The 21305-nt window shown below is 68.2% G+C and carries 22 protein-coding genes; 8 read left to right on the top strand and 14 right to left on the bottom strand.

Features of this window, described 5'->3' with window-relative positions; genetic code table 11:
* Nucleotides 1-2: 2 nt before the first annotated feature.
* The 6 genes from ACFWUU_RS13150 to ACFWUU_RS13125 all read right to left on the bottom strand — a co-directional run bounded on the left by ACFWUU_RS13150 (nt 3) and on the right by ACFWUU_RS13125 (nt 7564).
* A complete protein-coding gene (locus ACFWUU_RS13150) occupies nt 3-1031 on the bottom strand; it encodes an ABC transporter ATP-binding protein (protein ID WP_380176847.1) in 1029 nt (342 codons plus the stop codon).
* Nucleotides 1032-1081: 50 nt separating this feature from the next.
* Nucleotides 1082-2095 (bottom strand): ABC transporter permease, encoded by a 1014-nt coding sequence (locus ACFWUU_RS13145; RefSeq protein WP_137256890.1) that lies wholly within the window; start codon nt 2093-2095, stop codon nt 1082-1084.
* A gap of 95 nt (nt 2096-2190) precedes the next feature.
* Complete coding sequence (locus ACFWUU_RS13140; RefSeq protein ID WP_137256891.1) at nt 2191-3969, bottom strand: ABC transporter substrate-binding protein; 1779 nt, start codon at nt 3967-3969, stop codon at nt 2191-2193.
* Between the two features lie 56 nt (nt 3970-4025).
* Nucleotides 4026-5018: an ABC transporter permease gene (locus tag ACFWUU_RS13135; protein ID WP_137256892.1), complete on the bottom strand. Its 993-nt coding sequence runs from the start codon at nt 5016-5018 to the stop codon at nt 4026-4028.
* Between the two features lie 262 nt (nt 5019-5280).
* On the bottom strand, nt 5281-6846 hold the full coding sequence (locus ACFWUU_RS13130) for an ABC transporter substrate-binding protein (RefSeq protein WP_380175394.1): 1566 nt from the start codon (nt 6844-6846) through the stop codon (nt 5281-5283).
* A gap of 64 nt (nt 6847-6910) precedes the next feature.
* The gene (locus ACFWUU_RS13125) at nt 6911-7564 is read right to left on the bottom strand and encodes an HAD family phosphatase (protein ID WP_233714957.1); all 654 of its coding nucleotides are present in this window, start codon (nt 7562-7564) and stop codon (nt 6911-6913) included.
* A 204-nt stretch (nt 7565-7768) separates the two neighbouring features.
* Here ACFWUU_RS13125 and ACFWUU_RS13120 point away from each other — a divergent pair, with 204 nt between their 5' ends.
* Nucleotides 7769-8617: a PAC2 family protein gene (locus tag ACFWUU_RS13120; RefSeq protein WP_137256893.1), complete on the top strand. Its 849-nt coding sequence runs from the start codon at nt 7769-7771 to the stop codon at nt 8615-8617.
* Here the strand turns inward: ACFWUU_RS13120 and ACFWUU_RS13115 are convergent.
* Nucleotides 8614-8982, bottom strand: coding sequence for a MerR family transcriptional regulator (locus tag ACFWUU_RS13115; protein ID WP_380175392.1), 369 nt, complete (start codon nt 8980-8982; stop codon nt 8614-8616). The genes ACFWUU_RS13120 and ACFWUU_RS13115 overlap by 4 nt on opposite strands.
* Nucleotides 8983-9034: 52 nt before the next feature.
* Between ACFWUU_RS13115 and ACFWUU_RS13110 the strand changes: the two genes are divergently transcribed.
* From ACFWUU_RS13110 to ACFWUU_RS13100, 3 genes are all read left to right on the top strand, one after another.
* Nucleotides 9035-9865 carry a polysaccharide deacetylase family protein gene (locus ACFWUU_RS13110; protein ID WP_137256894.1) on the top strand — a complete coding sequence of 277 codons (831 nt, stop codon included), beginning with the start codon at nt 9035-9037 and terminating at the stop codon, nt 9863-9865.
* A 99-nt stretch (nt 9866-9964) separates the two neighbouring features.
* On the top strand, nt 9965-10735 hold the full coding sequence (locus tag ACFWUU_RS13105; RefSeq protein ID WP_380175390.1) for a L,D-transpeptidase: 771 nt from the start codon (nt 9965-9967) through the stop codon (nt 10733-10735).
* Between the two features lie 10 nt (nt 10736-10745).
* Nucleotides 10746-11639, top strand: a complete 894-nt coding sequence (locus tag ACFWUU_RS13100; protein WP_380175388.1) for a hypothetical protein — start codon at nt 10746-10748, stop codon at nt 11637-11639.
* Nucleotides 11640-11651: 12 nt separating this feature from the next.
* On the opposite strand, the gene mshC is transcribed toward ACFWUU_RS13100, so the two are convergent.
* The gene (gene mshC / locus ACFWUU_RS13095; RefSeq protein WP_137256897.1) at nt 11652-12872 is read right to left on the bottom strand and encodes a cysteine--1-D-myo-inosityl 2-amino-2-deoxy-alpha-D-glucopyranoside ligase; all 1221 of its coding nucleotides are present in this window, start codon (nt 12870-12872) and stop codon (nt 11652-11654) included.
* A 101-nt stretch (nt 12873-12973) separates the two neighbouring features.
* Between mshC and ACFWUU_RS13090 the strand changes: the two genes are divergently transcribed.
* On the top strand, nt 12974-13672 hold the full coding sequence (locus ACFWUU_RS13090) for a DUF6882 domain-containing protein (RefSeq protein WP_380175386.1): 699 nt from the start codon (nt 12974-12976) through the stop codon (nt 13670-13672).
* Here the strand turns inward: ACFWUU_RS13090 and ACFWUU_RS13085 are convergent.
* Genes ACFWUU_RS13085 through ACFWUU_RS13075 form a run of 3 tightly spaced genes read right to left on the bottom strand, consistent with a single transcriptional unit; the run spans nt 13669 to nt 15767 of the window.
* A complete protein-coding gene (locus ACFWUU_RS13085; RefSeq protein ID WP_380175384.1) occupies nt 13669-14463 on the bottom strand; it encodes an SCO1664 family protein in 795 nt (264 codons plus the stop codon). The two genes, ACFWUU_RS13090 and ACFWUU_RS13085, sit on opposite strands and share 4 nt — an antisense overlap.
* Nucleotides 14460-15035 carry a DUF3090 family protein gene (locus ACFWUU_RS13080; RefSeq protein ID WP_380175381.1) on the bottom strand — a complete coding sequence of 192 codons (576 nt, stop codon included), beginning with the start codon at nt 15033-15035 and terminating at the stop codon, nt 14460-14462. The genes ACFWUU_RS13085 and ACFWUU_RS13080 overlap by 4 nt, the downstream gene beginning before the upstream one ends.
* Before the next feature lie 12 nt (nt 15036-15047).
* Nucleotides 15048-15767 carry a histidine phosphatase family protein gene (locus ACFWUU_RS13075; protein ID WP_380175378.1) on the bottom strand — a complete coding sequence of 240 codons (720 nt, stop codon included), beginning with the start codon at nt 15765-15767 and terminating at the stop codon, nt 15048-15050.
* A 40-nt stretch (nt 15768-15807) separates the two neighbouring features.
* Here ACFWUU_RS13075 and corA point away from each other — a divergent pair, with 40 nt between their 5' ends.
* A complete protein-coding gene (corA, locus tag ACFWUU_RS13070; protein ID WP_380175376.1) occupies nt 15808-16788 on the top strand; it encodes a magnesium/cobalt transporter CorA in 981 nt (326 codons plus the stop codon).
* A 400-nt stretch (nt 16789-17188) separates the two neighbouring features.
* On the opposite strand, the gene ACFWUU_RS13065 is transcribed toward corA, so the two are convergent.
* The gene (locus tag ACFWUU_RS13065) at nt 17189-18016 is read right to left on the bottom strand and encodes an undecaprenyl-diphosphate phosphatase (protein ID WP_137256903.1); all 828 of its coding nucleotides are present in this window, start codon (nt 18014-18016) and stop codon (nt 17189-17191) included.
* A complete protein-coding gene (locus ACFWUU_RS13060) occupies nt 18016-19083 on the bottom strand; it encodes an LLM class F420-dependent oxidoreductase (protein WP_137256904.1) in 1068 nt (355 codons plus the stop codon). Before ACFWUU_RS13060 ends, ACFWUU_RS13065 begins: the two co-directional genes overlap by 1 nt.
* Before the next feature lie 51 nt (nt 19084-19134).
* Between ACFWUU_RS13060 and ACFWUU_RS13055 the strand changes: the two genes are divergently transcribed.
* Together ACFWUU_RS13055 and ACFWUU_RS13050 are read left to right on the top strand one after the other, a co-directional pair.
* On the top strand, nt 19135-20076 hold the full coding sequence (locus ACFWUU_RS13055) for an aldo/keto reductase (RefSeq protein WP_137256905.1): 942 nt from the start codon (nt 19135-19137) through the stop codon (nt 20074-20076).
* A 47-nt stretch (nt 20077-20123) separates the two neighbouring features.
* Entirely contained in the window at nt 20124-20309 is a 186-nt protein-coding gene (locus tag ACFWUU_RS13050) for a DUF5703 family protein (protein ID WP_130448421.1), read from the top strand.
* Here the strand turns inward: ACFWUU_RS13050 and ACFWUU_RS13045 are convergent.
* Nucleotides 20284-21303 carry a LuxR C-terminal-related transcriptional regulator gene (locus ACFWUU_RS13045; protein ID WP_380175372.1) on the bottom strand — a complete coding sequence of 340 codons (1020 nt, stop codon included), beginning with the start codon at nt 21301-21303 and terminating at the stop codon, nt 20284-20286. The two genes, ACFWUU_RS13050 and ACFWUU_RS13045, sit on opposite strands and share 26 nt — an antisense overlap.
* Between the last annotated feature and the right edge of the window lie 2 nt (nt 21304-21305).

Raw genomic sequence — 21305 nt, 5'->3', positions numbered from 1 at the left:
GTTCACAGCTTCGGCTTGATGTCGGTCTCCCACGCCTGCTGGCGGTTCTGCGGGGAGAGGTGGCAGGCGACCATGTGGCCGTTGCCGGTGTCGAGCAGCTCCGGCCGGTCGGTCTCGCTGGCGCCGCCGTTCAGGTGCGCGTAGTTGCAGCGCGGGTTGAACGCACAGCCCGTCGGGACGTTGATCAGGCTCGGCGGCGTGCCCTTGATCGGGATCAGCCGCTCGCTGCGCTCCCGGTCGATCCGCGGCATCGAGCCGAGCAGACCCCAGGTGTACGGGTGCTGCGGCTCGTCGAAGATCTCCTCGGCCGTGCCGTACTCGGCCGCGCGACCGGCGTACATCACCTGGATGTCGTCGGCCAGCTCCGCGACCACGCCGAGGTCGTGGGTGATGATGATGACGGCCGAGTTGAACTCGCGCTGCAGGTCCCGGATCAGGTCCAGGATCTGCGCCTGCACGGTGACGTCGAGGGCCGTCGTCGGCTCGTCGGCGATCAGCAGGTCCGGGTCGCACGACAGCGCCATCGCGATCATCGCGCGCTGCCGCATACCGCCGGAGAACTGGTGCGGGTACGCGTCGACGCGCCGGTCGGGCTGCGGGATGCCGACCCGGTCGAGCATCTCGATCGCGTGCTTCCGCGCGACCTGCTTGCTGACCTGGTTGTGCACCCGGTAGGCCTCGACGATCTGGTGGCCGACCGTGTAGAAGGGGTGCATCGCCGACAGCGGGTCCTGGAAGATCATCGCCATCCGCTTGCCGCGCAGCAACCGGACCTCTTCGCGGCTGGCCGAGACCAGGTCCTGTCCGTCCAGGAAGATCTGACCGCTGATCCTGGCCACACCCGGCGGGTGCAGGCCCATGATCGACAGGCTCGTCACGCTCTTGCCGGAGCCGGACTCCCCCACGATGCCGAGGGTCTTGCCGCGCTCCAGCTTGAACGAGATCCCGTCCACCGACTTGACCAAACCGTCGTCGGTCGGGAAGTGCACCTTGAGGTCGCGTACGTCGAGGAACGCCTCGCCGCGCTCCACCCGCTGGACCGAGTCTTGTACCGCGTCTTGTACCGCTTCGTTCGGCTCGGTCACGAGATCCGCACCCTCGGGTCGACTACGGCGTACAGGAGGTCAACGACCAGGTTCGCGACCACGATGAAGAACGCCGCGATCAGTGTCACGCCGAGCACCTTCGGCAGGTCGTTGGCCTGCAGAGCGATGACGGCGTACTGGCCGAGGCCGGGGAGCGAGAACGTGGTCTCGGTCAGGATCGCGCCGCCGAGCAACAGGCCCAGGTCCAGACCGAAGATCGTCAGGATCGGCGTCAGCGCGGACCGCAGGCCGTGCTTGATCACCACGTCCCGCTCGGTCAGGCCCTTGGCCCGGGCGGTCCGGACGAAGTCCTCGTTCATCGTCTCGAGCATGCCGGCCCGGGTGAGTCGCGCGTACGCCGCGGCGTACAGGAACGCGAGCGTGACCCACGGGAGGATCAGGTCGTACGCCCACCACAGTGGATTGGTCTCGTCCATCGGGTTGGTACCGCCCTGGACGGTCCAGCCGAGGCCGTAACTGAAGATCGACAGCGACAGCAGGCCGGTGAAGAAGATCGGCAGTGACACACCGGCGAGCGCCACCGTCATCAGTGATCGGTCCAGGACCGACCCACGTCTCAGTGCCGAGATGATGCCGGTGCCGACCCCGGTGATCAGCCAGATGAACGCCGCACCACCCGCCAGCGAGGCGGTGACCGGTATTCGCGCGACCAGGTCCGGCCAGACCGGTGTCTGGGTCAGGAACGAGTAGCCGAAGCACGGCGCCGGGCAGTGCTCGGTGGCCGGACCGTAGTTGTAGTCAGACCCGACGACCAGGCCTTTGACGAACCGGCCGTACTGCACGTAGAGCGGATCGGTGAAGCCGAGCCGCACCGCGGTCTCGTGGATCTGCTCCTTGCCGACGCTCTTGCCGACGTAACGCGAGGCCAGGTCGTCGGCGGTCGCGCCGCCGAGCTTCGGAACCAGGAAGAAGATCGAGAACGTGACGGCCGTGACGATGAAGAGCAGGACCACTGCCCCGATCACCCGGCGGATCAGATATGCGAGCACCGTGCGCGGCGTGGTGGCCGGTGATCATCGCTGATCACCGGCCACCATCAGCCTTCACCTACCTCTGCTGGCGAAATGATGGTTGGTCAGAGCAACTACTTCTGCGCGACCCCGATCGCGGCGTAGTCGTACATGTTCTGACCGTCGTTGGTGAAGACGTTGGACACCGTGTCCGGGCGGTACAGCAGGCCCTTGGCCCAAATGCCCGGCAGCGCCGCCGCCTGCTCCATGACCTTCTTGTCGACGTCGACCCACAACTTGTTACGGGCGGTCTCGTCGGTGGTGGACATCGCCTGGTCGATCAGCTTGTCGACCTCGGGGATGCGGATACCCAGGTTGGTGTTACCACCGGTGTCCCGGATGACCCGGCTGTCGACGATCTGGCTCAGGAAGCCGAAGCCGTCGTTCCAGTCCGCGCCCCAGCTGTAGACGATCAGGCCGAGCTTGTTCGCCTTCGCGAAGTCCGGCTTGCCGGCGTACAGCTTGGTGTAGTCACCGGTCGGGTACGGCTTGGTGGTCAGGTTGATGCCGACCCGCTTCAGCGACTGCTGCAGCGTCTCGGCGACCGCCTTCTCCTTGGCCCGGTCGGCGCGGTACGCGATGTTCATCGCGAAGCCGTTCGGCTGGCCACACGCCTGCAGGGCCTGCTTGGCCTTGTCGACGTTGCCGTTCTTGTCGGTCTCGAAGCCGTAGTCGTCGAACTTCTCGGACCCGGTGACGCCCGGCGGCATCAGGTTCGTCGCGATGTCGCCACCGATCGGACCACCGTACGCACGCTGGTAGCCCTCGTGGTCGGCGGCGTACAGAACGGCCTTGCGGCAGTTCACGTTGTCCAGCGGAGCGACCTGGCTGTTCAGAACGGTGAAGTTCAGCCGCGGCGCCGGCACGTTGTCGGCGTGCGCCTTCAGGTTCGGGTCGGCCAGGATCTTCGCCTGGGTCTCCGGCTGCACGCCGGTACCGGCGATGTCGACGTCGAGGTCGCCGGCCAGCAGCCGGTTGTCGATGTCGGTGCCCTCGACGTTGAACGCGACGGTGATCTTGTCCGGCAGCGCCTTACGGCCCGAGTCGGGGTCGGTCGACGCGTCGTACTGGTCGTTGCGGATCAGGCTCAGGCCGGTGTTCGCGTTGTAGCTCTCGAACTTGTACGGGCCGGTCGAGACCGGGTGCTCCTTGTACTTCGCACCGGTGTCCTTCGCCTTCGGCACCGGGGCCGTCGACGGCAGCTGCGCGAAGTAGTCGAAGCTCGAGAACGGCTTGTTCAGGTGGAACACGATCGTGTTCGGGTCGGGCGTCGTGATCGCCTTCGCCACCCCGGACAGGCTCGGGTCCTTGTAGACGCTGTAGCCCTTGGGGATGTCCAGCAGGAAGTCGTTGAAGTACGTCGGGCCGTTCGGCAGCGTGGTCTTGTCCAGCGACCGGGCGACGGCGTACTTGACGTCGGCCGAGGTGACCTCGGTGCCGTCCTCGAACTTCACGCCCTTGCGGATCTTGTAGGTCCAGGTCTTCGCGCCGTCGCTCGGCACGCCCGCGGCCTCGGCGAGGTCGGGCACCGGCTTGGCACCCTCGGCGCCCGGCTTCGCCGCGAACGTCATCAGCGGCCGGACATAGTTGCGAACCAGGTTCCAGGACAGGCCGTAGTAGGTGTCACCCGGGTCGGTCGAGTCCCAGTTCTGGGTGATCGCCATCCGCAGCGTGCCACCCTTCTTGTCGCTCGGGTTGTACACCTTGCCGACGGCCGCGTTGAACTCCGGCTTGGCCGAGGCCCCAGCGCTCCCGGACCCTCCGGGCGTGGCCTTGGGTCCCCCACAAGCCACCAGGCTCAAGGCGACGGCCGCACTGACGGCGGTCGCCGTCGTGATGCGATTCCATCTCATCTCTTGTTGCACCCCTTTTTTCGTGAGAGCCCAGGCTCCCTGGTTGGAGAGAAGTCCTATCGCGACCGCGGGTCCAACGCGTCACGCAGTCCGTCGCCGAACAGGTTGAAGGCCAGCACCGTGATGAAGATCGACAGGCCGGGCGGAACCATGTACATCGGGTCGACCTGGTACCACTTCGCGGCGATCGAGAGCATGTCGCCCCAGCTGGCCGTCGGCGGGCGGACACCCACACCCAGGTACGACAGGCCGGCCTCGAAGAGGACGTTGGTCGGGATCAGCAGCGTGGCGTAGACCAGGATCGGGGCGATCAGGTTCGGCAGCAGTTCGGTGAACAGGATGTACGGGCGGCGCGCGCCGAGGCTGCGGGCCGCGTCGACGAACTCCCGCTCCCGCAGCGACAGCGTCTGCCCGCGGATGATCCGGCCGATGTAGGGCCAGCTGAAGAAGCCGATGATGAAGACGATCAGCGCGACCCGCAGCGGATCACCCGTCAGCCCGAGGACCGAGTCCGGGATGGCGCCGACCAGCGCCAGCGCGAACAGCACCAGCGGGAAGGCCAGGAAGATGTCCATCAAGCGGCTGATCAGCGTGTCGACCCAGCCGCCGAAGTACCCGGCGATGATGCCCATCACGACACCGATGACCACTGACAGCAGGGTCGCCAGGAACGCGATCAGCAGCGAGATCCGGGCGCCGTAGACGATCCGGGCGAAGATGTCGCGGCCGTTCACCGGCTCGACCCCGAACGGGTGGTCCCAGCTGATCCCGCCGAGCTTGCCGATCGGGGTCTGCAGGGAGGCGTCGACGAGGTCCTGGTGGAAGTCGTTCGGGGTGACCCCGACCAGCTTGCACAGCAGCGGCGCGAAGATCGCGACCAGCATCAGGAAGACCACGAAGATGCCGCCGGCGATCGCGATCTTGTCGCGCTTCAGCCGCATCCAGGAGATCTGCCAGAGCGACCGGCCCTCGATCTTGCCGACGCCCTCGAGGATGGCGTCCGGCTGGGCCGACGATGCTCCGGGCTCGACCTCGAGTGGCGCGCTCACGCGATGGGTACCCCTGCCTGGTTCGGTTTGAACAGGAACGAAATCCCGTATGGCTGCGGCCTTAACCTGCCGCCATTACAGCGCGGAGTCAAACGCGGAAAGTGCTGCGTTGCCCGATCGTGATCGTCAGGAAATCGTCCCGTATCGTGGACGTTCCGCAGTAAACCACGGTGTCGCACCCTCGGTCGCCGGGACCTCGCCAACCGTTACTGCCATGGCATTTTTGTGTCAGTGCCGTGATCAGGGCGGTATTCGGCGGTTTTCAGCGCCGTAATCCGGACAGGTAGAGGAACGACAGCGGGTCGATGGCCGGCTGGACGTTCTCGAGGTCGTTGCGGGCCACCACGGCGACCCGGCCCCGCCAGCTCGGGATCACCGGCACCTCTCGCGCGATCACGGTCTGTAGCTGACCGATCAGTTCGTCGCGCTTCAGCCCGTTCTGCTCGGTCCGTTGCTGCTGCAGCAGCTTCGTGGCCGCGGCCGAGCGGTACCCGTTCTGGAACGGTACGTCGGTGACGAACGGCGCGAGGTAGTCGTCGGCGTCCGGGTACTCCGGGATCCATCCGAACTGGTACAGGTCGTACGCCCCGGCCTTCGCCGCCTGCTGGAACTGCGGCCACTCCGCGCTCCGCAGCGTCACCCGGAACAACCCCGACGCCTCCAGCTGACGCTTGAGCTCGAGTACTTCGGCCTTCGCGCCGGTGCCGAACTGCGTCGGCGTCCAGCCGACCGTCAGCGGGACCGGCGCGGCGATGTTCGCGGCCTTGAGGATCGCCGCGGCCGCCGTCTTGTTCGGCTGCTTGTACTCGGTCTTGAACGCGTCGGTCTGACCGCCGAACCCGGGCGGTACGACGGAGTACAGCGGCGACACGTGGTCGCCGTACGCCTTCTTCGCGATCGACGGGCGGTCGATCAGCTGGGCGACCGCTTGCCGGATCGCCGGCTTGCGGGCCAGCAGCGACTTCATCTGGAAGGCGAAGAACCGGATCTCGGCGGAGTTGGCCTCGACCACCTGCACCTGGTCGGACTTGCGCAACTTGTCCAGCAGACTCGGACCGAACCCGTGGTACGCCACGTCCGCCTTGCCGTTCGTGACGGCCTGGTAGAGCGCGGTCGAGTCCTTCATCACGCTGATCGTCACGCCGTCGTTCTGCGCCGCCCGCGGACCCTTGTACGCCGCGAACTTGGCGAGCGTGACCTCAGCACCCGGCTTGTACGCCGCCAGCTGGTACGGCCCGCTGCCGATCGCCTTCGTGTCGAGCAGCTGGTTCGCCGGGTACGACTGCTCGTCGACGATCGACGCAGCGGTCATCGTCAGCAGGTACGGCAGGCGGGCATCGGGAGTGGTCAGGTTGAACACCGCGGTCAGGTCGTCCGGAGTACTCACGGACTTCACCGACGAGAACAGGTGCGCCGCTCCCCCGGGCGTCTTCAGCCGGATCATCCGGTCGAAGCTGAACTTCACGTCCGACGAGGTCAACTCGTGCCCGTTCGGGAAGGTCAGGTGCTCTTTCAGGCTGCACGTGTACGTCGTCGGCGAGTCGAACTGACAATCCGCCGCGTCCGGCACCGGCGTCGGCTTGTCGGGCAGGATCGTCAGCAGCGTCTGGTACAGGTTCGCCTGGACGGTACGCGAGCCGACGTCGTACGGCCCGGCCGGGTCGAGCGACGAGATCGGGTCGGTGGTCGCCACCTTCAGCAGCATCAGCTTCGGCGACGACTCCCCCGGGTGCGGCGCATTGTCGTCCGGCTGACCGCAGGCAGCCAGGGACACCCCCAGGGCGCCCACTGCCACGGCCGCCGACATGCGGCGCACCCACTTGCTCACCGTCTCACTCTCCCCAGCCATTACCCGAACAACGCCCCCGAGGGCACCAAGTGACGGTAGCCGGTCAATGGAGCAGAGCGCGCAGGGACTCCGGGGTGAGCGGTTCGAGCGACTTGACCACCAGCCGGCGGGACGCTTCGGGGATCGTGATCCACTGCGGTACGGCGACGACGTACGCGCCGGCCGCCGTACCGGCCTGGGTGCCGGTCATCGAGTCCTCGATCACCACGCAGTTGGCCGGGTCGACGCCGAGCTTGGCCGCGGCGGTCAGGTACGGCTCCGGGTTCGGCTTGCCCAGCGTCACCTCGTCGCCGGCGACGATCACGTCGAACGGGTCCGGCGGCAGGTGCAGGAGTACGGCGTCGATCATCTGCCGGTACGACGCCGAGACCAGCGCGCACGGCACGTCTTCCTTGCGCAACGCCTGCAGCAGCTCGAGCGCTCCGGGCTGGAACGTGACGTCCTTGCGGAGCGCCTCGATCACCTCGGAGAACATCCGGTCGGCCAGCTCCTCGGCGGTGATCACACCGGCCGGGATGCGCGCCATCCAGACCTGGACGGCGTCGCGCAGGTCGCTGCCGATCAGCGACATGCAGTCCTCGATCGTCCAGGTCGCGCCGAGCTCGGCGAGCAGCTCCAGCTGCACCTCCGCCCAGACCTTCTCGGAGTCGACCAACGTCCCGTCCATGTCCCACAGCACCGCTTGCAGGGCCGGCAACTACCGCTCCTCACACGTCGTCGATGGCCGTCTCCACCGATCAGCTCGGGTCCATTCTCCCTGGTCACGCCAGGTCCGGACATTTCGGGTCTCACCGACACGTTCCGCTGCGCGTGAAACCGGGCACACGCCCGGGCCGGAACACGTAGGCTGGCAGTCCGGTTTCCCGCCGGATTGCCTACAGAGACGACAGGGGGCCTGCGAGTGGTTGACCTCGCGAACCTGAGGGACCCGGTCGTGATCGCCGCGTTCGAGGGCTGGAACGACGCGGCCGAGGCGGCCACCGGAGCGGTCGACCATCTCGTGGACGAGTGGGACGCGGAGCTCGTCACGGCGATCGACCCCGAGGACTACTACGACTTCCAGGTGAACCGTCCCCAGGTCGGCCTCGACGAGGACGGCGTACGGCGGCTGACCTGGCCGACGACCCGGATCTACCTGGCCCGGCCCGACGACACCGGCCGCGACGTGCTGCTGATCCGCGGGATCGAGCCGAACATGCGCTGGCGGGCGTTCTCGCGCGAGCTGCTGGAGATCGTCGACGAGTCGAACGCGCAGATCGTCGTCGTGCTCGGCGCGCTGCTCGCGGACTCGCCGCACACCCGGCCGATCCCGGTCTCGGCAACGTCGTCCGACCCGGAGCTGACGGCGTCGTGGAGCCTCGAGGCGTCGACGTACGAAGGTCCGACCGGCATCACCGGTGTGTTCGCCGATCTCTGCACGACGCTCGGCGTCCCGTCGGTCTCGATCTGGTCCGCGATCCCGCACTACATCGCCGGCACGCCGTGCCCGAAGGCCTCACTCGCCCTGCTCGGCAAGATCGAGGCGCTGCTCGACCTGGCCATCCCTGAAGGCGAGCTGCCGGAGCTGGCCCGCGCCTGGCAGCGCGGAGCGGACGAGCTCAGCGAAGAGGACCCCGAGGTCGCGGAGTACGTGCAGTCGCTCGAGGAGCAGCGCGACACCGCCGACCTGCCGGAAGCCACCGGCGAGGCGATCGCGGCGGAGTTCGAGCGGTACCTCAGGCGGCGCAACAAGAACCACCCGAGCGATTAGGCAGGCATCTCCCGCGTTGCGGTGGTGATGACGTCGTCAAGGACGGCGCGGGAGGTCGTGAGGTCCGCGATCATCTGGTCGATGCGGTCCCGTTCGGCGGTTAACTCCGTGACGAGTTCGGGTGTGGCCCGCTCGTTCGGGCCGCCGTCCGGGTCGCGCATACAGGGCAGCAGCTCGGCGATCTTCTTGCTGTGCAGGCCGGCCGCGAACAGCTCCTGGATCAAGATGACGCGGTCGACGGCGCGTTCGGCGTACTCACGCTGGCCGCCGGCGGTTCGCTCCGACACGAGCAGGCCCTGCGCTTCGTAGTACCGCAGGGACCGCACACTGACCCCGGCGCGCTCCGCCAGCTCCCCGATCCGCACGCTGCCTCCAGGACTTGAACCTGACACTGATGTCAGACTTTACCGTCCCGGTATGACGCTCTACGACTACAGCCCGATCACCGAACGACCCGCCCTCGAATGGCCCGACGGCAAGCGCGTGGCCTTCTACGTCGGGCTCAACATCGAACACTTCCTGCCCGACGAACCCTCCACCAGCATCTGGCCGCTCGACGTCAAACCCGACGCGCTGAACCAGGGCTGGCGCGAGTACGGCTCCCGCGTGGGCATCTGGCGCACCATCGACATCCTCGACCGGCACGGCGTCCGCGCGAGCGCTCTGGTCAACTCGATGGTTGCCGAGCACAACCCGCAGATCATCAAGGCCGGCGTCGAACGCGACTGGGCCTGGCTCGCCCACGGGCAGACCAACTCGATCCTGCACACCGGGTACGAGCCCGACGAGGAACGCCGCATCCTCACCGACATCACGACGACGATCGAGACCGCCACCGGCAAGCGTCCGAAGGGCTGGATGGGACCGGCGCTGACCGAGACCCACAACACCCCGGAACTGCTCGGCGAGCTCGGCTACCAGTACGTCCTCGACTGGACCAACGACGACCAGCCCTACCGCTTGAACGTCCCCGGCATGCTCAGCGTCCCGTACACGCTCGAGCTCAACGACCTCGGCCTGTTCCTCCGCGGCCTGTCCGGCCCCGACTTCCTGCAGATGGTGAAGGACCAGTACGACGTGCTGCGCGAAGAGGGCGGCCGGGTGATGGCACTCGCGCTGCATCCGTTCGTGATCGGGCAGCCGTTCCGGGCGAAGTACCTGAACCTCGCGCTGGAGTACATTGCCGCGCAGAGCGACGTCTGGTTGACGACGAGTGACGAGATCGCAGCGCACTACCTGACCACGTAACCCGGGTGGGCATGGCGCGTTGTTACTAATGGGTTTATTCTCGTCCGGATAACTGGGGGGTGACGGCGTGCCGTCACCGGGAGCACGGGGAGTAACGAGATGCGCAACGAGCGGGGCGGTACTTCGATCCCTGCCCTTGCCGTGCTCCTGCTGCTCGGCGTCGTCGCCGCGGTCGGCATCTTCGGCAACAAGACGAAGCACGTCACCGTCGATCTCACCACACTGACGGCGTCGACGACCGCCACCACGATCGCTACCGCACCGCTCGACACGCAGCCGTTCACCGGGACCAGCGGGCTCGTCGTCCACCCCCGCGCCGAGGCCGCGCTGTTCACGGCACCGGACGCCGACGCGTTCGGCAAGGTCGGCCCGACCCAGTTCGGTCCGACCTGGCTGCCGGTGGTCGAGCAGACCGACGGCTGGGTCCGGGTGCTGCTCCCCTCCAAGCCGAACCGGTCGACGGGCTGGCTACAGGACGAGGACCTCGACCGGGCCTCCTCGTCGTACCTGATCCGTGTGCACACCAGCTCGCGGACGATCGAGCTGTTCGACAAGAACAAGAGCCTGGGCACCTGGAAGGCCGGGGTCGGCGCGAAGAAGACGCCGACGCCGCCCGGCCGGACGTTCCTGCTCGGCTCGATCATCGACCACAAGCGGTCGGCGTCGCCGATCGTGCTCCCGTTGGGTGCGCACAGTCCCACCTTGGACACGTTCGGTGGCGGGCCTGGTACGGTCGCGATCCACGGCTGGCCGAATCCCCACGTGTTCGGGGCGGCGATCAGTGCCGGCTGCGTCCGGGTGCCGAAGACCGCCCTCGCCGATCTGCAGAAGGTTCCGCTCGGGACGCTCGTCCTGATCGACAGCAAATAAGGAGATTCCGATGCGACGACAGTTGACTCCGACGATCCTCACGGCCGCGGCCGTGGCAGGCGTCGTGACGTTCAGCCTGGTCGCCAGTGCGCCGGCCGGCAACGCCGCGGCCCGCCCGTCGTCGGCGTACGCCGTGAGCGCGGAGGGCCAGGTGCCGATCGCGAAGACGCCGTACGCCGAATCGCTCGACGGCAAGCGGCAGACGACCTCCGCGCTGGAGCTCCCGAAGAACCCGCTGATCTCGGTCCGGGCCGGTACGGCGACCGCGGGCAACGACTCGGCGTCGGTCGAGCTGTTCGACATCGTGGTCGGTCCGGACATCCTCAGCCAGGTGCAGATCCCGCCGGAGCTGAAGCAGCAGTGTGCGAGCCTGCCGAAGACCGGCGCGGACGACCTGCCGCTGCCGGATATCGCGCTGCCCGACCTGGGTCTGCCGCTGCCGCAGCTGAGCACGAAGGACCTGCCGGTCAAGAACCTCCCCGACCTGTGCAACCTGCTGCTCAACCCGCCGAGTTCGCTGCTGGCGATCGACTCGCTGAACGTCTACTGCTCGGGTGACTCCGGCGGGGTCGACCTGGGCGCGGTGACGCTGCTCGGTCAGACCTTGAAGCTCCCCAGCACCAAGCAGGGCGCGTCGCTGCCGTCGAACCCGCTGGCGGCCATCAGCGTCAACAGCCAGGGCAAGCACTCGGACGGCTCGTTCACGATCACCGGCCTGAGCATCAACCTCGGCGGCGGCGCCGAGGTCATCAACCTGGCCTCGGCCACCTGCGCCAAGCCGGCCACGAAGCCGAAGCCCAAGCCGACCCCCAAGCCGGCGAACCCGGCCCCGCCGCAGCTCGACACCCCGCCGGCCGCGCCGGTTCCGACCCCGGTGAAGACCCACCAGGCCGTCACCGGCTGACGGCCTGTTCTTCTACAGCTTCACGCCCAGTAAGGCATCCACTGCCTGGGCGATGAGAGCAGGCGCCTCGTGATCGTCGCCCTCGCTCTCCGCCCAGGCGTCCACCGCGGCCAGTGCGGCCACGGTGTCCAGGTCGTTCGTCAGTGCCGCCCGTAGAGCGTCGACCGCGGCAGCACCGTCCGGCCCGGAACCGCGACCGATCGCACCGCGCCAGACATCCAGTCGGGCCTGCGCGTCGGTCAGGTCCGACGCCATCCAGAACCAGTCCGTGCGGTAGTGGTGGGTGAGCAGCGCCAGCCGGATCGCCATCGGATCCGCGCCCGCCAGCCGCTCCTTCGACACCAGCACCAGGTTGCCCTTGGACTTCGACATCTTCTCGCCGTCGAGCCCGACCATCGCCTGGTGCACGTACGCCCGGGCGAACGGGTGCTCGCCGGTCGCGACCTGCGCACCGCTGGCCGACATCTCGTGGTGCGGGAAGATCAGGTCGGTCCCGCCGCCCTGGACGTCGAACGTCATCCCGAGGTACTTCAGCGCGATCGCCGAGCACTCCACGTGCCACCCCGGCCGGCCGCGTCCGAGGGCCGAGTCCCACGCGGGCTCCCCCGGCCGCTCGTGCCGCCACAGCAGGCTGTCCAGCGGGTCCTGCTTGCCCTCGCGGTCCGGGTCGCCGCCACGCTCCGCGAACAGCTCGGTCATCGTCTCGCGGTCGTAGTTCGACACACCGCCGAACAGCGGGTCGGTCTTCACCGCGAAGTACAGGTCGCCGTCGACGGAGTACACGGCGCCGGCCCGGCGCAGGTCCTCGACCGCGTCCGAGACCAGATCGATCGACTCGACCACGCCGATGTAGTTCTGCGGCGGGATGACCCGCAGCGCGGTCATGTCGTCGCGGAACAGTTGGATCTCCTGCGCCGCCAGGTCGGTCCACTCGACCCCGGTCGCGGTCGCCCGCTCGAGCAGCGGATCGTCGACGTCGGTGATGTTCTGCGTGTAGTGGACGTCGTACCCGCTGTCCCGCCACAGGCGGTTGATCAGGTCGAACGTGACGTACGTCGCCGCGTGGCCCATATGCGTCGCGTCGTACGGCGTGATGCCGCACACGTACATCCGCGCGGTGGCGCTGTCGGTCGGGGGCACCTCGACCAGGCCGCGGGAAGCGGTGTCGTAGAGGCGCAGCCGCCGGGCCGGCCCGGGTACGACCGGGATGTCTGGTTTCGTCCACGCCTGCATGTGTCGGAGCTTATGCCAGTCCGATTTTCAATGACGCGACACGGTTCCAATCCGTGGTCCGTCCATCGGCTGGCCCCCTGGTCCCGCTAGCGTCGCCAGCGATGAGCGCTGACTTCAGTTCCGACTTCCAGGCGTACGGCCGCTGGATCGCCGCGGCCGCGATCCAGCAACAGGACCTCTTCAACGAGGTGGTCGGCCCTGGCTCGTTGCACGCCGACCTCGACGCGCGGACGCTCACCGGCGACCGGACCGCGCTCGGCGGCGTCTCGTTGCTCGGCAGCTTCTCGCACCAGGACAACACCTGGCTGTGGGGCTGGGCGAACCCGGGCTTCGGCCCGGACGCGCCGGCAGTCGCGCCGACCGAGGCGATCCGGCAGTTCGGCGGCAGGCACGGGATCGACGAGTTCACCACCGGCAGCCTGGACCTGAGCGGGTTCCCGCAACCGGCGCAGGCCGCGATCACGCTCGCGATCACCGCAGGCGCCGTACTCGGTGGTCGTGGCGTCTGGTCGACCGCGATCAACGAGGGTCTCGGGCACGTGTACCTGCATGTCGCGGACGAGCAGCTACCGCTGGCCGGGTTCGATGCGATCGCCGCACCGCGGCTGCTGATGACGGCTGTCAGCGTGTTCCCGTCCGACCACCGGCAGGTCGTCCGCGGGTACTTCCAGCACTTCGGCCTGCAGTACGACGAAGGCCCGGACGCGATCCGCGGTACGGCGCCGAACGGCAGCGTCGTCCTCGCGTCCTTCGACGACCTCGGCCGGATCGGCAACGTGAGCGTCGAGCCGACGGTCTAGAACGCGGGCCAGGGAATCGCGGGCCAGTCGTCGCTCGGGTACGGGAAAGTGCCGGTCTTGAGCAGCGTCGCGCAGCGCTCGCGGGTCGCGGTCAGCTCGACCGCGGTGATCAGCTCGCACAATTGTTGCCCGAAGCCACCAGCGAGCTGATCGGCCAACCGGCGTACGTCGTCCAGCAGGTCGGCCGGGATCGAATCGCCGGCCCAGCCCCACAGCACCGTGCGGAGCTTGTCGTCGGCGTTGAACGCGACGCCGTGGTCCACGCCGTACACCCGGCCGTCGCCCGGGTTCAGCACGTGGCCGCCCTTGCGGTCGGCATTGTTGACCACGGCATCGAAGACGGCCATGCGCTTCAGCGCCTCGTTGTCCGCGTGGACGAGCGTGACCGGGTTGTGGCGGCCGTCGAGCGCTTCGAGTACGCCGACCCAGCCCTTCGGCACGCGACCTTGCGGCACGATGTCGACCAGCTCGGTCTCCCCCGGCCCGAGCTCGGCCTCATCGATCCAGAGCTGGACCATGCCCACGCCGAGTGGTCCGTCCCGCAACAAGGTCGGCGGCACGACGGACCAGCCCAGCGCCTCGGAGACGACGTACGCCGCGAACTCGCGCTGGGCCAGCGTGCCGTCGGGGAAGTCCCACAGCGGCCGCTCGCCCTCGACCGGTTTGTAGACCACGGTTGCAGTCTCGCCGTTGAGGCTGACCGAGCCCTGGTACGTGCCGTTCGACGCCGCGACGAGGCGACCGTGCAACGACAGTTCGCCGAGAGCGAGCAGCTCCGGATCGATTGTCATTCCGGCAGATGCCTGCGGTAGCCGTTGGCCCGGGGGCAGATGTGGCCGTCGGCGTCGATCGGCCGGCCGCAGAACGGGCAGCTCGGGCGACCGGACGCGACCAGCGCGACAGCTCGCCGGGCGAAGGCCCTGGCCTGCTCCTCCGTGATCCGGACGATGAACACCTCGGCGTCGTCGGACTCCATCGCGGCGGTGACCGGGTCGGTCTCCTCGAGGTCGGCCTGCTCACCGGTGACGACCGCGAACACCTCGATCACCACACGCTCGGCGTCGGCCTCCCAGGCCAGCGTCATCGTGCCGGCCCGGAACTCCTCCTCGATCGGCTGCTCGAGCGGCGCGGTGTCGTCCGCCGAGGTCAGCGTCACCGGGTCGCGGTCGAACCGCCGCGCGACCTCGTCGAGCATCACGTCGAGCCGCTCCGCGAGCGCCATCACCTGTTCCTTCTCGCACGCGACCGACGTCAGCCGTTGCCCGGCCCTGGCCTGCAGGAAGAACGTCCTCGCACCGGGCTCCCCCACGGTGCCGGCGACGAACCGCTCGGGGTCGTCGTAGGTATGTACTACTCGCGCCATATCTAGACCCTATTACCGTCCGCCGACGACCGCGTCCGAGGACTGCTTCTTGGGCTTGCCTTTCGCTGTCGGCTTAGGAACCAGGGACGCCAGCTCGCTGCCGGAGTCGTTCAGGCGGACCAGGAACGGGCGGGTCGCGGTGTAGGTGATGACCGTGGTCGAGGCGGTGTCGACGACGATCCGCTGGAACGTGTCCAGGTGCTGGCCGAGGGCGTCCGCCACGATCGCCTTGATCACGTCGCCGTGCGAGACCGCGACCCAGATCGCGTTGTTGCCATGACTGTTCGCGAGCGCCGCGTCGTGCGCCCGGATCGCGTCGACCGCGCGCTGCTGCATCGCCCGCATCGACTCGCCGTTCGGGAACGTGACCGCGGACGGGTGCTGCTGGACGACGGCCCAGAGCGGGTCCTTCGCGAGGGTCGCGATCTTCTTGCCGGTCCAGTCGCCGTACCCGCACTCCGTCAGTCGGCGGTCGGTTGCCGGACGCAACGCGGGGTGCTGGTCGGGGTGGTGTTCGGCGTACTGCTTGGCGATCGCGGCCGCGGTCTGCTTGCAGCGCTCGAGGGGTGAGGTGACGATCGCGGCCAGCGGCAGGTCTGCCAGTCGCTGCGCGACCGCCTCGGCCTGTTTGACGCCGGTCTCGTCCAGCTTCACACCGGGAGTACGACCAGCCAGCGTGCCGGACGTGTTCGCAGCGCTACGACCGTGGCGGACCAGAATCACCGTGGGCATGGTGTGCACGTTATCCGGTCCGACAAGTCGTGGTGCCATGATGGGTGGTGTGATCGTCGACTGCGGGGTGTACGCCGAGGGGGAACGGCGGGATCTGCCCAAGGACCCCGAGACCGTTGCCCAGGCCATCGACGACGACCACGAATCGTTCGGGTGGATCGGGTTGCACGACCCGTCGGACGCCGAGATGGAGCGGGTGCAACGGCTGTTCGACCTGCACGATCTGGCCGTCGAGGACGCGCTGCAGATCCACCAGCGGCCTAAGGTCGAGCGGTTCGGCGACATGATCCTCGTCGTACTGCGGACGCTCTGGTACGTCGACGAGGGCGACGCGGTCGAGACCGGGCAGGTGACCGCGTTCATCGGGCAGCAGTACGTCGTGACGGTGCGGCACGGGGAAGGCGGCGAGCTCGCCACCACGCGGCACGAACTCGAGGAGCGCGCCCAGATGCTCGGGCACGGTCCGGCCGCCGTACTCTGGGCGATCTGCGACGCGATCGTGGACCAGTACGAGACCGTCGCCGAACAGGTCGAGATCGACGTCGACGAGATCGAGAGCTCGGTGTTCTCCCCCGAGCGGACGAGCGACGCGGAGCGGATCTACCGGCTCAAGCGCGAGGTGCTCGAGATGCGGCGGGCGATCGATCCGCTGCGGGAGCCGATGGAGGAGTTCGCACACGGAGTCGCCGGGCTGGGGCCGAAGGCGAGCCCGTTCTTCCGCGACGTCGCCGACCATCTCAGCCGGGTGTCCGAGCAGACCGAGTCGATCGACACCCTGCTCCAGTCGGCGCTGAACGCACACCTCGCCCGGGTCTCCGTCCAGCAGAACGACGACATGCGCAAGATCTCCGCGTGGGTCGCCATCGCCGCGGTCCCCACGATGCTGGCGGGCATCTACGGCATGAACTTCGACAACATGCCAGAACTCCGCTGGCACTTCGGCTACTACGGCGTCCTCCTCCTGATGGCCGTCGTCTGCTCCACCATGTACCGCTTCTTCCGCAAGGTCGGCTGGTTGTAATACCCCCGCGTGCTCCGCGGCCGCCTCTCGTCGCTCCGCTCCTCGGCGCGCCCGCTCCGCGCGCCACCCACCCACCCCCGGGCTTATCGCCCGGAGCATCCATTCCGGCTATCGCCGGTTCTTCCGGCTGCCGCCGGCGTTTGCCAGCTGCCGCTCGCGTTCTCGCGCTGCCGCGCGGTGCGACCGCCCCGTCGCGCCGCCGACTGCTGCTCGTGAGCCACCCGCGCCGTGGCGTGCATCCGCAGCCGAGCCGACCCGCGACGTGGACAGCTCGCGTGGCGGAGCGGGCCTCCGGTTGCTCGTGTCGCAGGGCCGGATCGGGCGTCGGAGGGCGGGCAGATGCGAGGGCCGGCGACACCCCGTCGGGTGTCGCCGGCCCGGCGAGCGTTCGTAGTACCGCCTAGGTTGCCGTGATGGTGCTGGTGGCTAGGAGGATTACTAGGACTATGCCTAATAGGACCCGGTAGAAGGCGAAGACCTCGATGGTGTGTTTGGCTACGAAGCGGAGGAGCCAGGCGATTGAGGCGTAGGCGACGATGAAGCTGACGACTGTGCCGACCAGGAGTGGGACCGCGCCTACGTTGCCGTGGAGGGCGTCTTTTAGTTCGTAGACGCCGGCGCCTACCAACGCGGGGATGCCTAGTAGGAAAGAGATTCTGGTCGCGGCTACTCGGTCCAGGCCGCGGAAGAGGCCGGCGGAGATGGTGGCGCCGGAGCGGGAGATGCCGGGGATCAGTGCGAGGCATTGGACCAGGCCCATGACTAGCGCGTCCACGAACGTGATGCGGGTCAGCGGGCGTTCCTTTGTGCCGAGGCGTTCGGCGGCGACCATCACGATGGACCAACCGATGAGAGCCGCGGCCACCCACCACAGGCTGCGGAGCGGACCGGAGATCAGGTCGCGGGCGAGGAAGCCGACGATCACGATCGGGACCGAGCCGACGATGACGTACCAGCCCATCCGGTGGTCGAACTCGCCGCGGTGTTCGGGCTTCGCCAGCCCACGCACCCACGCGACCGCGATCCGGGAGATGTCCTTCCAGAAGTAGAGGACGACCGCGGCGATCGCGCCGACCTGGATCACCGCGGTGAAGCCGGTGATCGACGGGTCGTCGATCTTCAGGCCGAGCATCTTCGACACGATGGTCAGGTGCCCGGTGCTGGAGACCGGGAGGAATTCGGTCAGGCCCTCGACGATGCCGAGGATGATGGAGTCCCAGATCGTCATCAGCCAGCGACCCCGGCCAGCTCCAGCGCCTCCGCGGCGGTGTGCAGGTCGGCGATGCGTTGCTCGACCGTCGACGCGAACGGCGTCAGCGCGACAGTCGTCGCCCCGGCCTCGGCGTACGCCGTGAGCTTGTCCGCCATCCGCTCCTTCGAACCGAGCAGCGAGATCGAGTCCAGGAACCCGAACGGTACGGCGGCCATCGCCTCGCGGTGCTTCCTGTCCAGGTACAGGTCCTGGATCTGCTTGGCCTCCTCGGCGTACCCCATCCGGACCGCGAGCGCGTTGTAGAAGTTCTTCTCCCGGCTGCCCATACCGCCGATGTACAGCGCGGCGTACCCACGGACCGGGTCGGCCGCGGCCTGGATGTCGTCACCCGTCATCAGCGGGGTCGTGACCACGACGTCGAAGCCGTCGAGGTCCTGCTGACGGGGCTCTGCCGAACTCCTTCGGCGGCCCGCCTTGATGTGCGTCAACTGCTCTCCCAGATAGGCAGGATCGTTCAGGATGCCGAGCCAGCCGTCGGCGATCTCGCCGGCCAGCTCGAGGTTCTTCGGACCGACCGCCGCCAGGTACACCGGCACATGGTCGCGGATCGGCCGCACCGTCAGTTTCAGCGCCTTGCCCGGTCCGTCGGGCAGCGGCAACGTGAAGTACTTCCCCTCGTACGCGACGGTCTCCCGCCGGAGAGCCGCGTTCACGATGTCAACGTACTCACGCGTCCTGAGCAGAGGCTGAGAGAACCGGACGCCGTGCCAGCCCTCCGAAACCTGCGGTCCGGACACGCCGAGACCCAGCCGGAACCGGCCGTTCGACAGCCGGTCCAGGGTGGCCGCGGTCATCGCCGTCATCGCCGGCGTCCGGGCCGGGATCTGGAAGACGGCCGCGCCGACGTCGATCGTGGTGGTCTGGGCGGCGATCCAGCTGAGCAGGGTCGCCGCGTCCGAGCCGTACGCCTCCGCGGCCCAGGTGACCGCGAAACCGAGTGCCTCGGCCTCCTTCACCAGCCTCAGGTGGTCCAGGTGATCGTCGCCGCCGTACACGAAGCCGATGTTGAGTCCGAGTCGCATGACTGGCGAGCCTAGCGAGAGGTTGTCGGTGGCCCGCAATAGGCTCGGGTCATGCAGCAGCGCTATCTCGGTCACAGTGGACTGGCGGTGAGCAGGCTAGGCCTGGGCACGATGTCGTGGGGCCGGGACACCGACGAGCATGAGGCGCGCGAGCAGCTGGCGGCGTTCGTCTCCGCGGGCGGGACGCTGATCGACACGGCCGCGGCGTACGGCGATGGTGACAGCGAGCTGCTGATCGGGTCGCTGCTCGGCGACGTGGTCGACCGTGACGACCTGGTGATCGCGACCAAGGCCGGGTTCAGCGTCCGCCGGGGTGAGCGGATCACCGACACCTCCCGCGGCGCCCTGCTGCGCGACCTGGAGGGCTCGCTGCGCCGGATGAACGTCGACCACATCGATCTCTGGCAGCTGCACACCTGGTCCGACGACGTCCCGCTGGAGGAAACGCTCTCCGCGCTCGATCACGCGGTCAGCTCCGGCAAGGTGCGGTATGTCGGGATCTCGAACTACGCGGGCTGGAAGTCCGCCCGGGCCGTCACCTGGCAGCAGGCGTGGCCGGGCCGCGCGGTCCCGGTGTCGAACCAGGTGGAGTACTCGCTGCTCGCCCGGGACGCCGAGGTGGACGCGCTCCGCGCCGCCGCCGGGCTCGGGATCGGCGTACTCGCGTGGTCCCCGCTCGGCCGGGGCGTGTTGACCGGGAAGTACCGCACGGGCATCCCGGCGGACTCCCGGGCCGCGTCTCAGCATCTGTCCAGATTCGTCGACCCCTACCTCGACGCGCGGTCTTCGGGCATCGTGGAAGCGGTTGCCCGGGCAGCGGACGGGCTCGGCTGGACCCCGCTCGAGGTCGCGCTGACCTGGGTGCGGGACCGGCCCGGCGTGTCGGCGGCCATCGTCGGAGCCCGGACTGCGTTGCAATTGAAGTCGGTGCTGGGAGTAGAGGAGCTCACCCTGCCGCCCGCGATTTCGGCGGCGTTGGAGGATGTTTCTTGAGGTTGTTGTTGTTCAGGCTGCATTGTTGAATGTGGCAGGAGGTGCGGATGGCCGAATACGAGCTGCAGCAGTTCGAGGTGTCCAGGACGGAGTCCCGCGGTGCGGTGCGCAGGTTGCTCACCGAGCACGCGGAGTACGGCGGGTGGGAGCTGGCCCGTCTGCGCCGCTATCCCGACGGCACCCGCCGCGTCTGGCTCCGCCGCCGCATCATCCGCGTGATGCGGACCCTCTGAGCAACGCACTCACCAGTTCCCGTCGGCTCCCGACGCCGACCTTGTCGAACGACGCCCGCACGTGCTCCTGCACGGTGTGGGGTGACAGACACAACCGCTCGACGATCTGCCGCGTGGAGTAGCCGCGCAACAGCAACTCGGTAACCCGCTGCTGAGCCGGCGTGAGTCCGTGCAGATCGAGCAGCAAGGACCCCAGCTGAGCCGGTGTCACCGGCTCCATCACCACCACGATCTGCCCGTCGTCCCCCAGCCGCGACGCCTGCAGCGCCAGCCACTCCCCAGTCCGCGTCCTCACCTTCAGCCGCGCAGTCACGCCCCCGAGCTCCATCCGAGCAGCCACCGACAACACAGCCACCGGCAACTGCTCCACCGCCCCCAGCTCCCCAAGCCAGTACTCGCCCTCCGCTGTCGTCGACTGCATCCGCAGCACTCGGTCAAGCACCACCACCCCGGGACCGACTGCGGTAGATCCAGCAGCAGGTGCTCGGAGCCCGAGGCGGAGGCCCTCGCCGAGGTGGGGTGCGAGGCGGCGTACCAGTTGGATCTCTTGGTCGGCGAAGCCGGTGTCTGCGGTTTCGCGGTGGAGGCAGAGGACGCCCCAGCAGCGGCCGTTCGACATCAGGGCCGCGCGGAGTTCGTCGCCGAGACCGAGGGGGCGCATCACCTCGGCGTACCGCGGGCTGCTCCCCCAGTCGCCCTTCGTCGCCTGGCCCAGCGACCGGACCGGATCCCGGCCGCCGGCCAGTACGGCGAACTTGTTCACGTCGTCCTGCCCGAACTCGTTCGCGATGAACTGCTCCGTGACCGCCCCGAGCGGCTCGTCGACCATCGCCGACGTGAACAACACCGTCGCCGGATCAACCGTCGCGAAGAACGTCGCGTCGACTGACAGCACACCACGCAGCCGCCCGAGCACCTCGGACCGCAACTCATCGGCACCCAGCCCCGCATAACAACGCTGGATCAGCACCTCAAGGCGATCCCCCGCCCCCATAA

Source organism: Kribbella sp. NPDC058693 (genome assembly GCF_042715335.1).
GTDB classification, from domain to species: domain Bacteria; phylum Actinomycetota; class Actinomycetes; order Propionibacteriales; family Kribbellaceae; genus Kribbella; species Kribbella jiaozuonensis.
This window is presented reverse-complemented; position numbering and strand designations above follow the sequence as displayed.

Bases quoted from the DNA above. Each gene is read 5' to 3' on its own strand.
- ACFWUU_RS13140 (WP_137256891.1), bottom strand. From the start codon at position 3,969: ATGAGATGGAATCGCATCACGACGGCGACCGCCGTCAGTGCGGCCGTC.
- ACFWUU_RS13110 (WP_137256894.1), top strand. From the start codon at position 9,035: ATGACGCTCTACGACTACAGCCCGATCACCGAACGACCCGCCCTCGAA.
- ACFWUU_RS13105 (WP_380175390.1), top strand. From the start codon at position 9,965: ATGCGCAACGAGCGGGGCGGTACTTCGATCCCTGCCCTTGCCGTGCTC.
- ACFWUU_RS13100 (WP_380175388.1), top strand. From the start codon at position 10,746: ATGCGACGACAGTTGACTCCGACGATCCTCACGGCCGCGGCCGTGGCA.
- mshC (WP_137256897.1), bottom strand. From the start codon at position 12,872: ATGCAGGCGTGGACGAAACCAGACATCCCGGTCGTACCCGGGCCGGCC.
- ACFWUU_RS13090 (WP_380175386.1), top strand. From the start codon at position 12,974: ATGAGCGCTGACTTCAGTTCCGACTTCCAGGCGTACGGCCGCTGGATC.
- ACFWUU_RS13085 (WP_380175384.1), bottom strand. From the start codon at position 14,463: ATGACAATCGATCCGGAGCTGCTCGCTCTCGGCGAACTGTCGTTGCAC.
- ACFWUU_RS13080 (WP_380175381.1), bottom strand. From the start codon at position 15,035: ATGGCGCGAGTAGTACATACCTACGACGACCCCGAGCGGTTCGTCGCC.
- ACFWUU_RS13075 (WP_380175378.1), bottom strand. From the start codon at position 15,767: ATGCCCACGGTGATTCTGGTCCGCCACGGTCGTAGCGCTGCGAACACG.
- corA (WP_380175376.1), top strand. From the start codon at position 15,808: ATGGGTGGTGTGATCGTCGACTGCGGGGTGTACGCCGAGGGGGAACGG.
- ACFWUU_RS13065 (WP_137256903.1), bottom strand. From the start codon at position 18,016: ATGACGATCTGGGACTCCATCATCCTCGGCATCGTCGAGGGCCTGACC.
- ACFWUU_RS13060 (WP_137256904.1), bottom strand. From the start codon at position 19,083: ATGCGACTCGGACTCAACATCGGCTTCGTGTACGGCGGCGACGATCAC.
- ACFWUU_RS13055 (WP_137256905.1), top strand. From the start codon at position 19,135: ATGCAGCAGCGCTATCTCGGTCACAGTGGACTGGCGGTGAGCAGGCTA.
- ACFWUU_RS13050 (WP_130448421.1), top strand. From the start codon at position 20,124: ATGGCCGAATACGAGCTGCAGCAGTTCGAGGTGTCCAGGACGGAGTCC.
- ACFWUU_RS13045 (WP_380175372.1), bottom strand. From the start codon at position 21,303: ATGGGGGCGGGGGATCGCCTTGAGGTGCTGATCCAGCGTTGTTATGCG.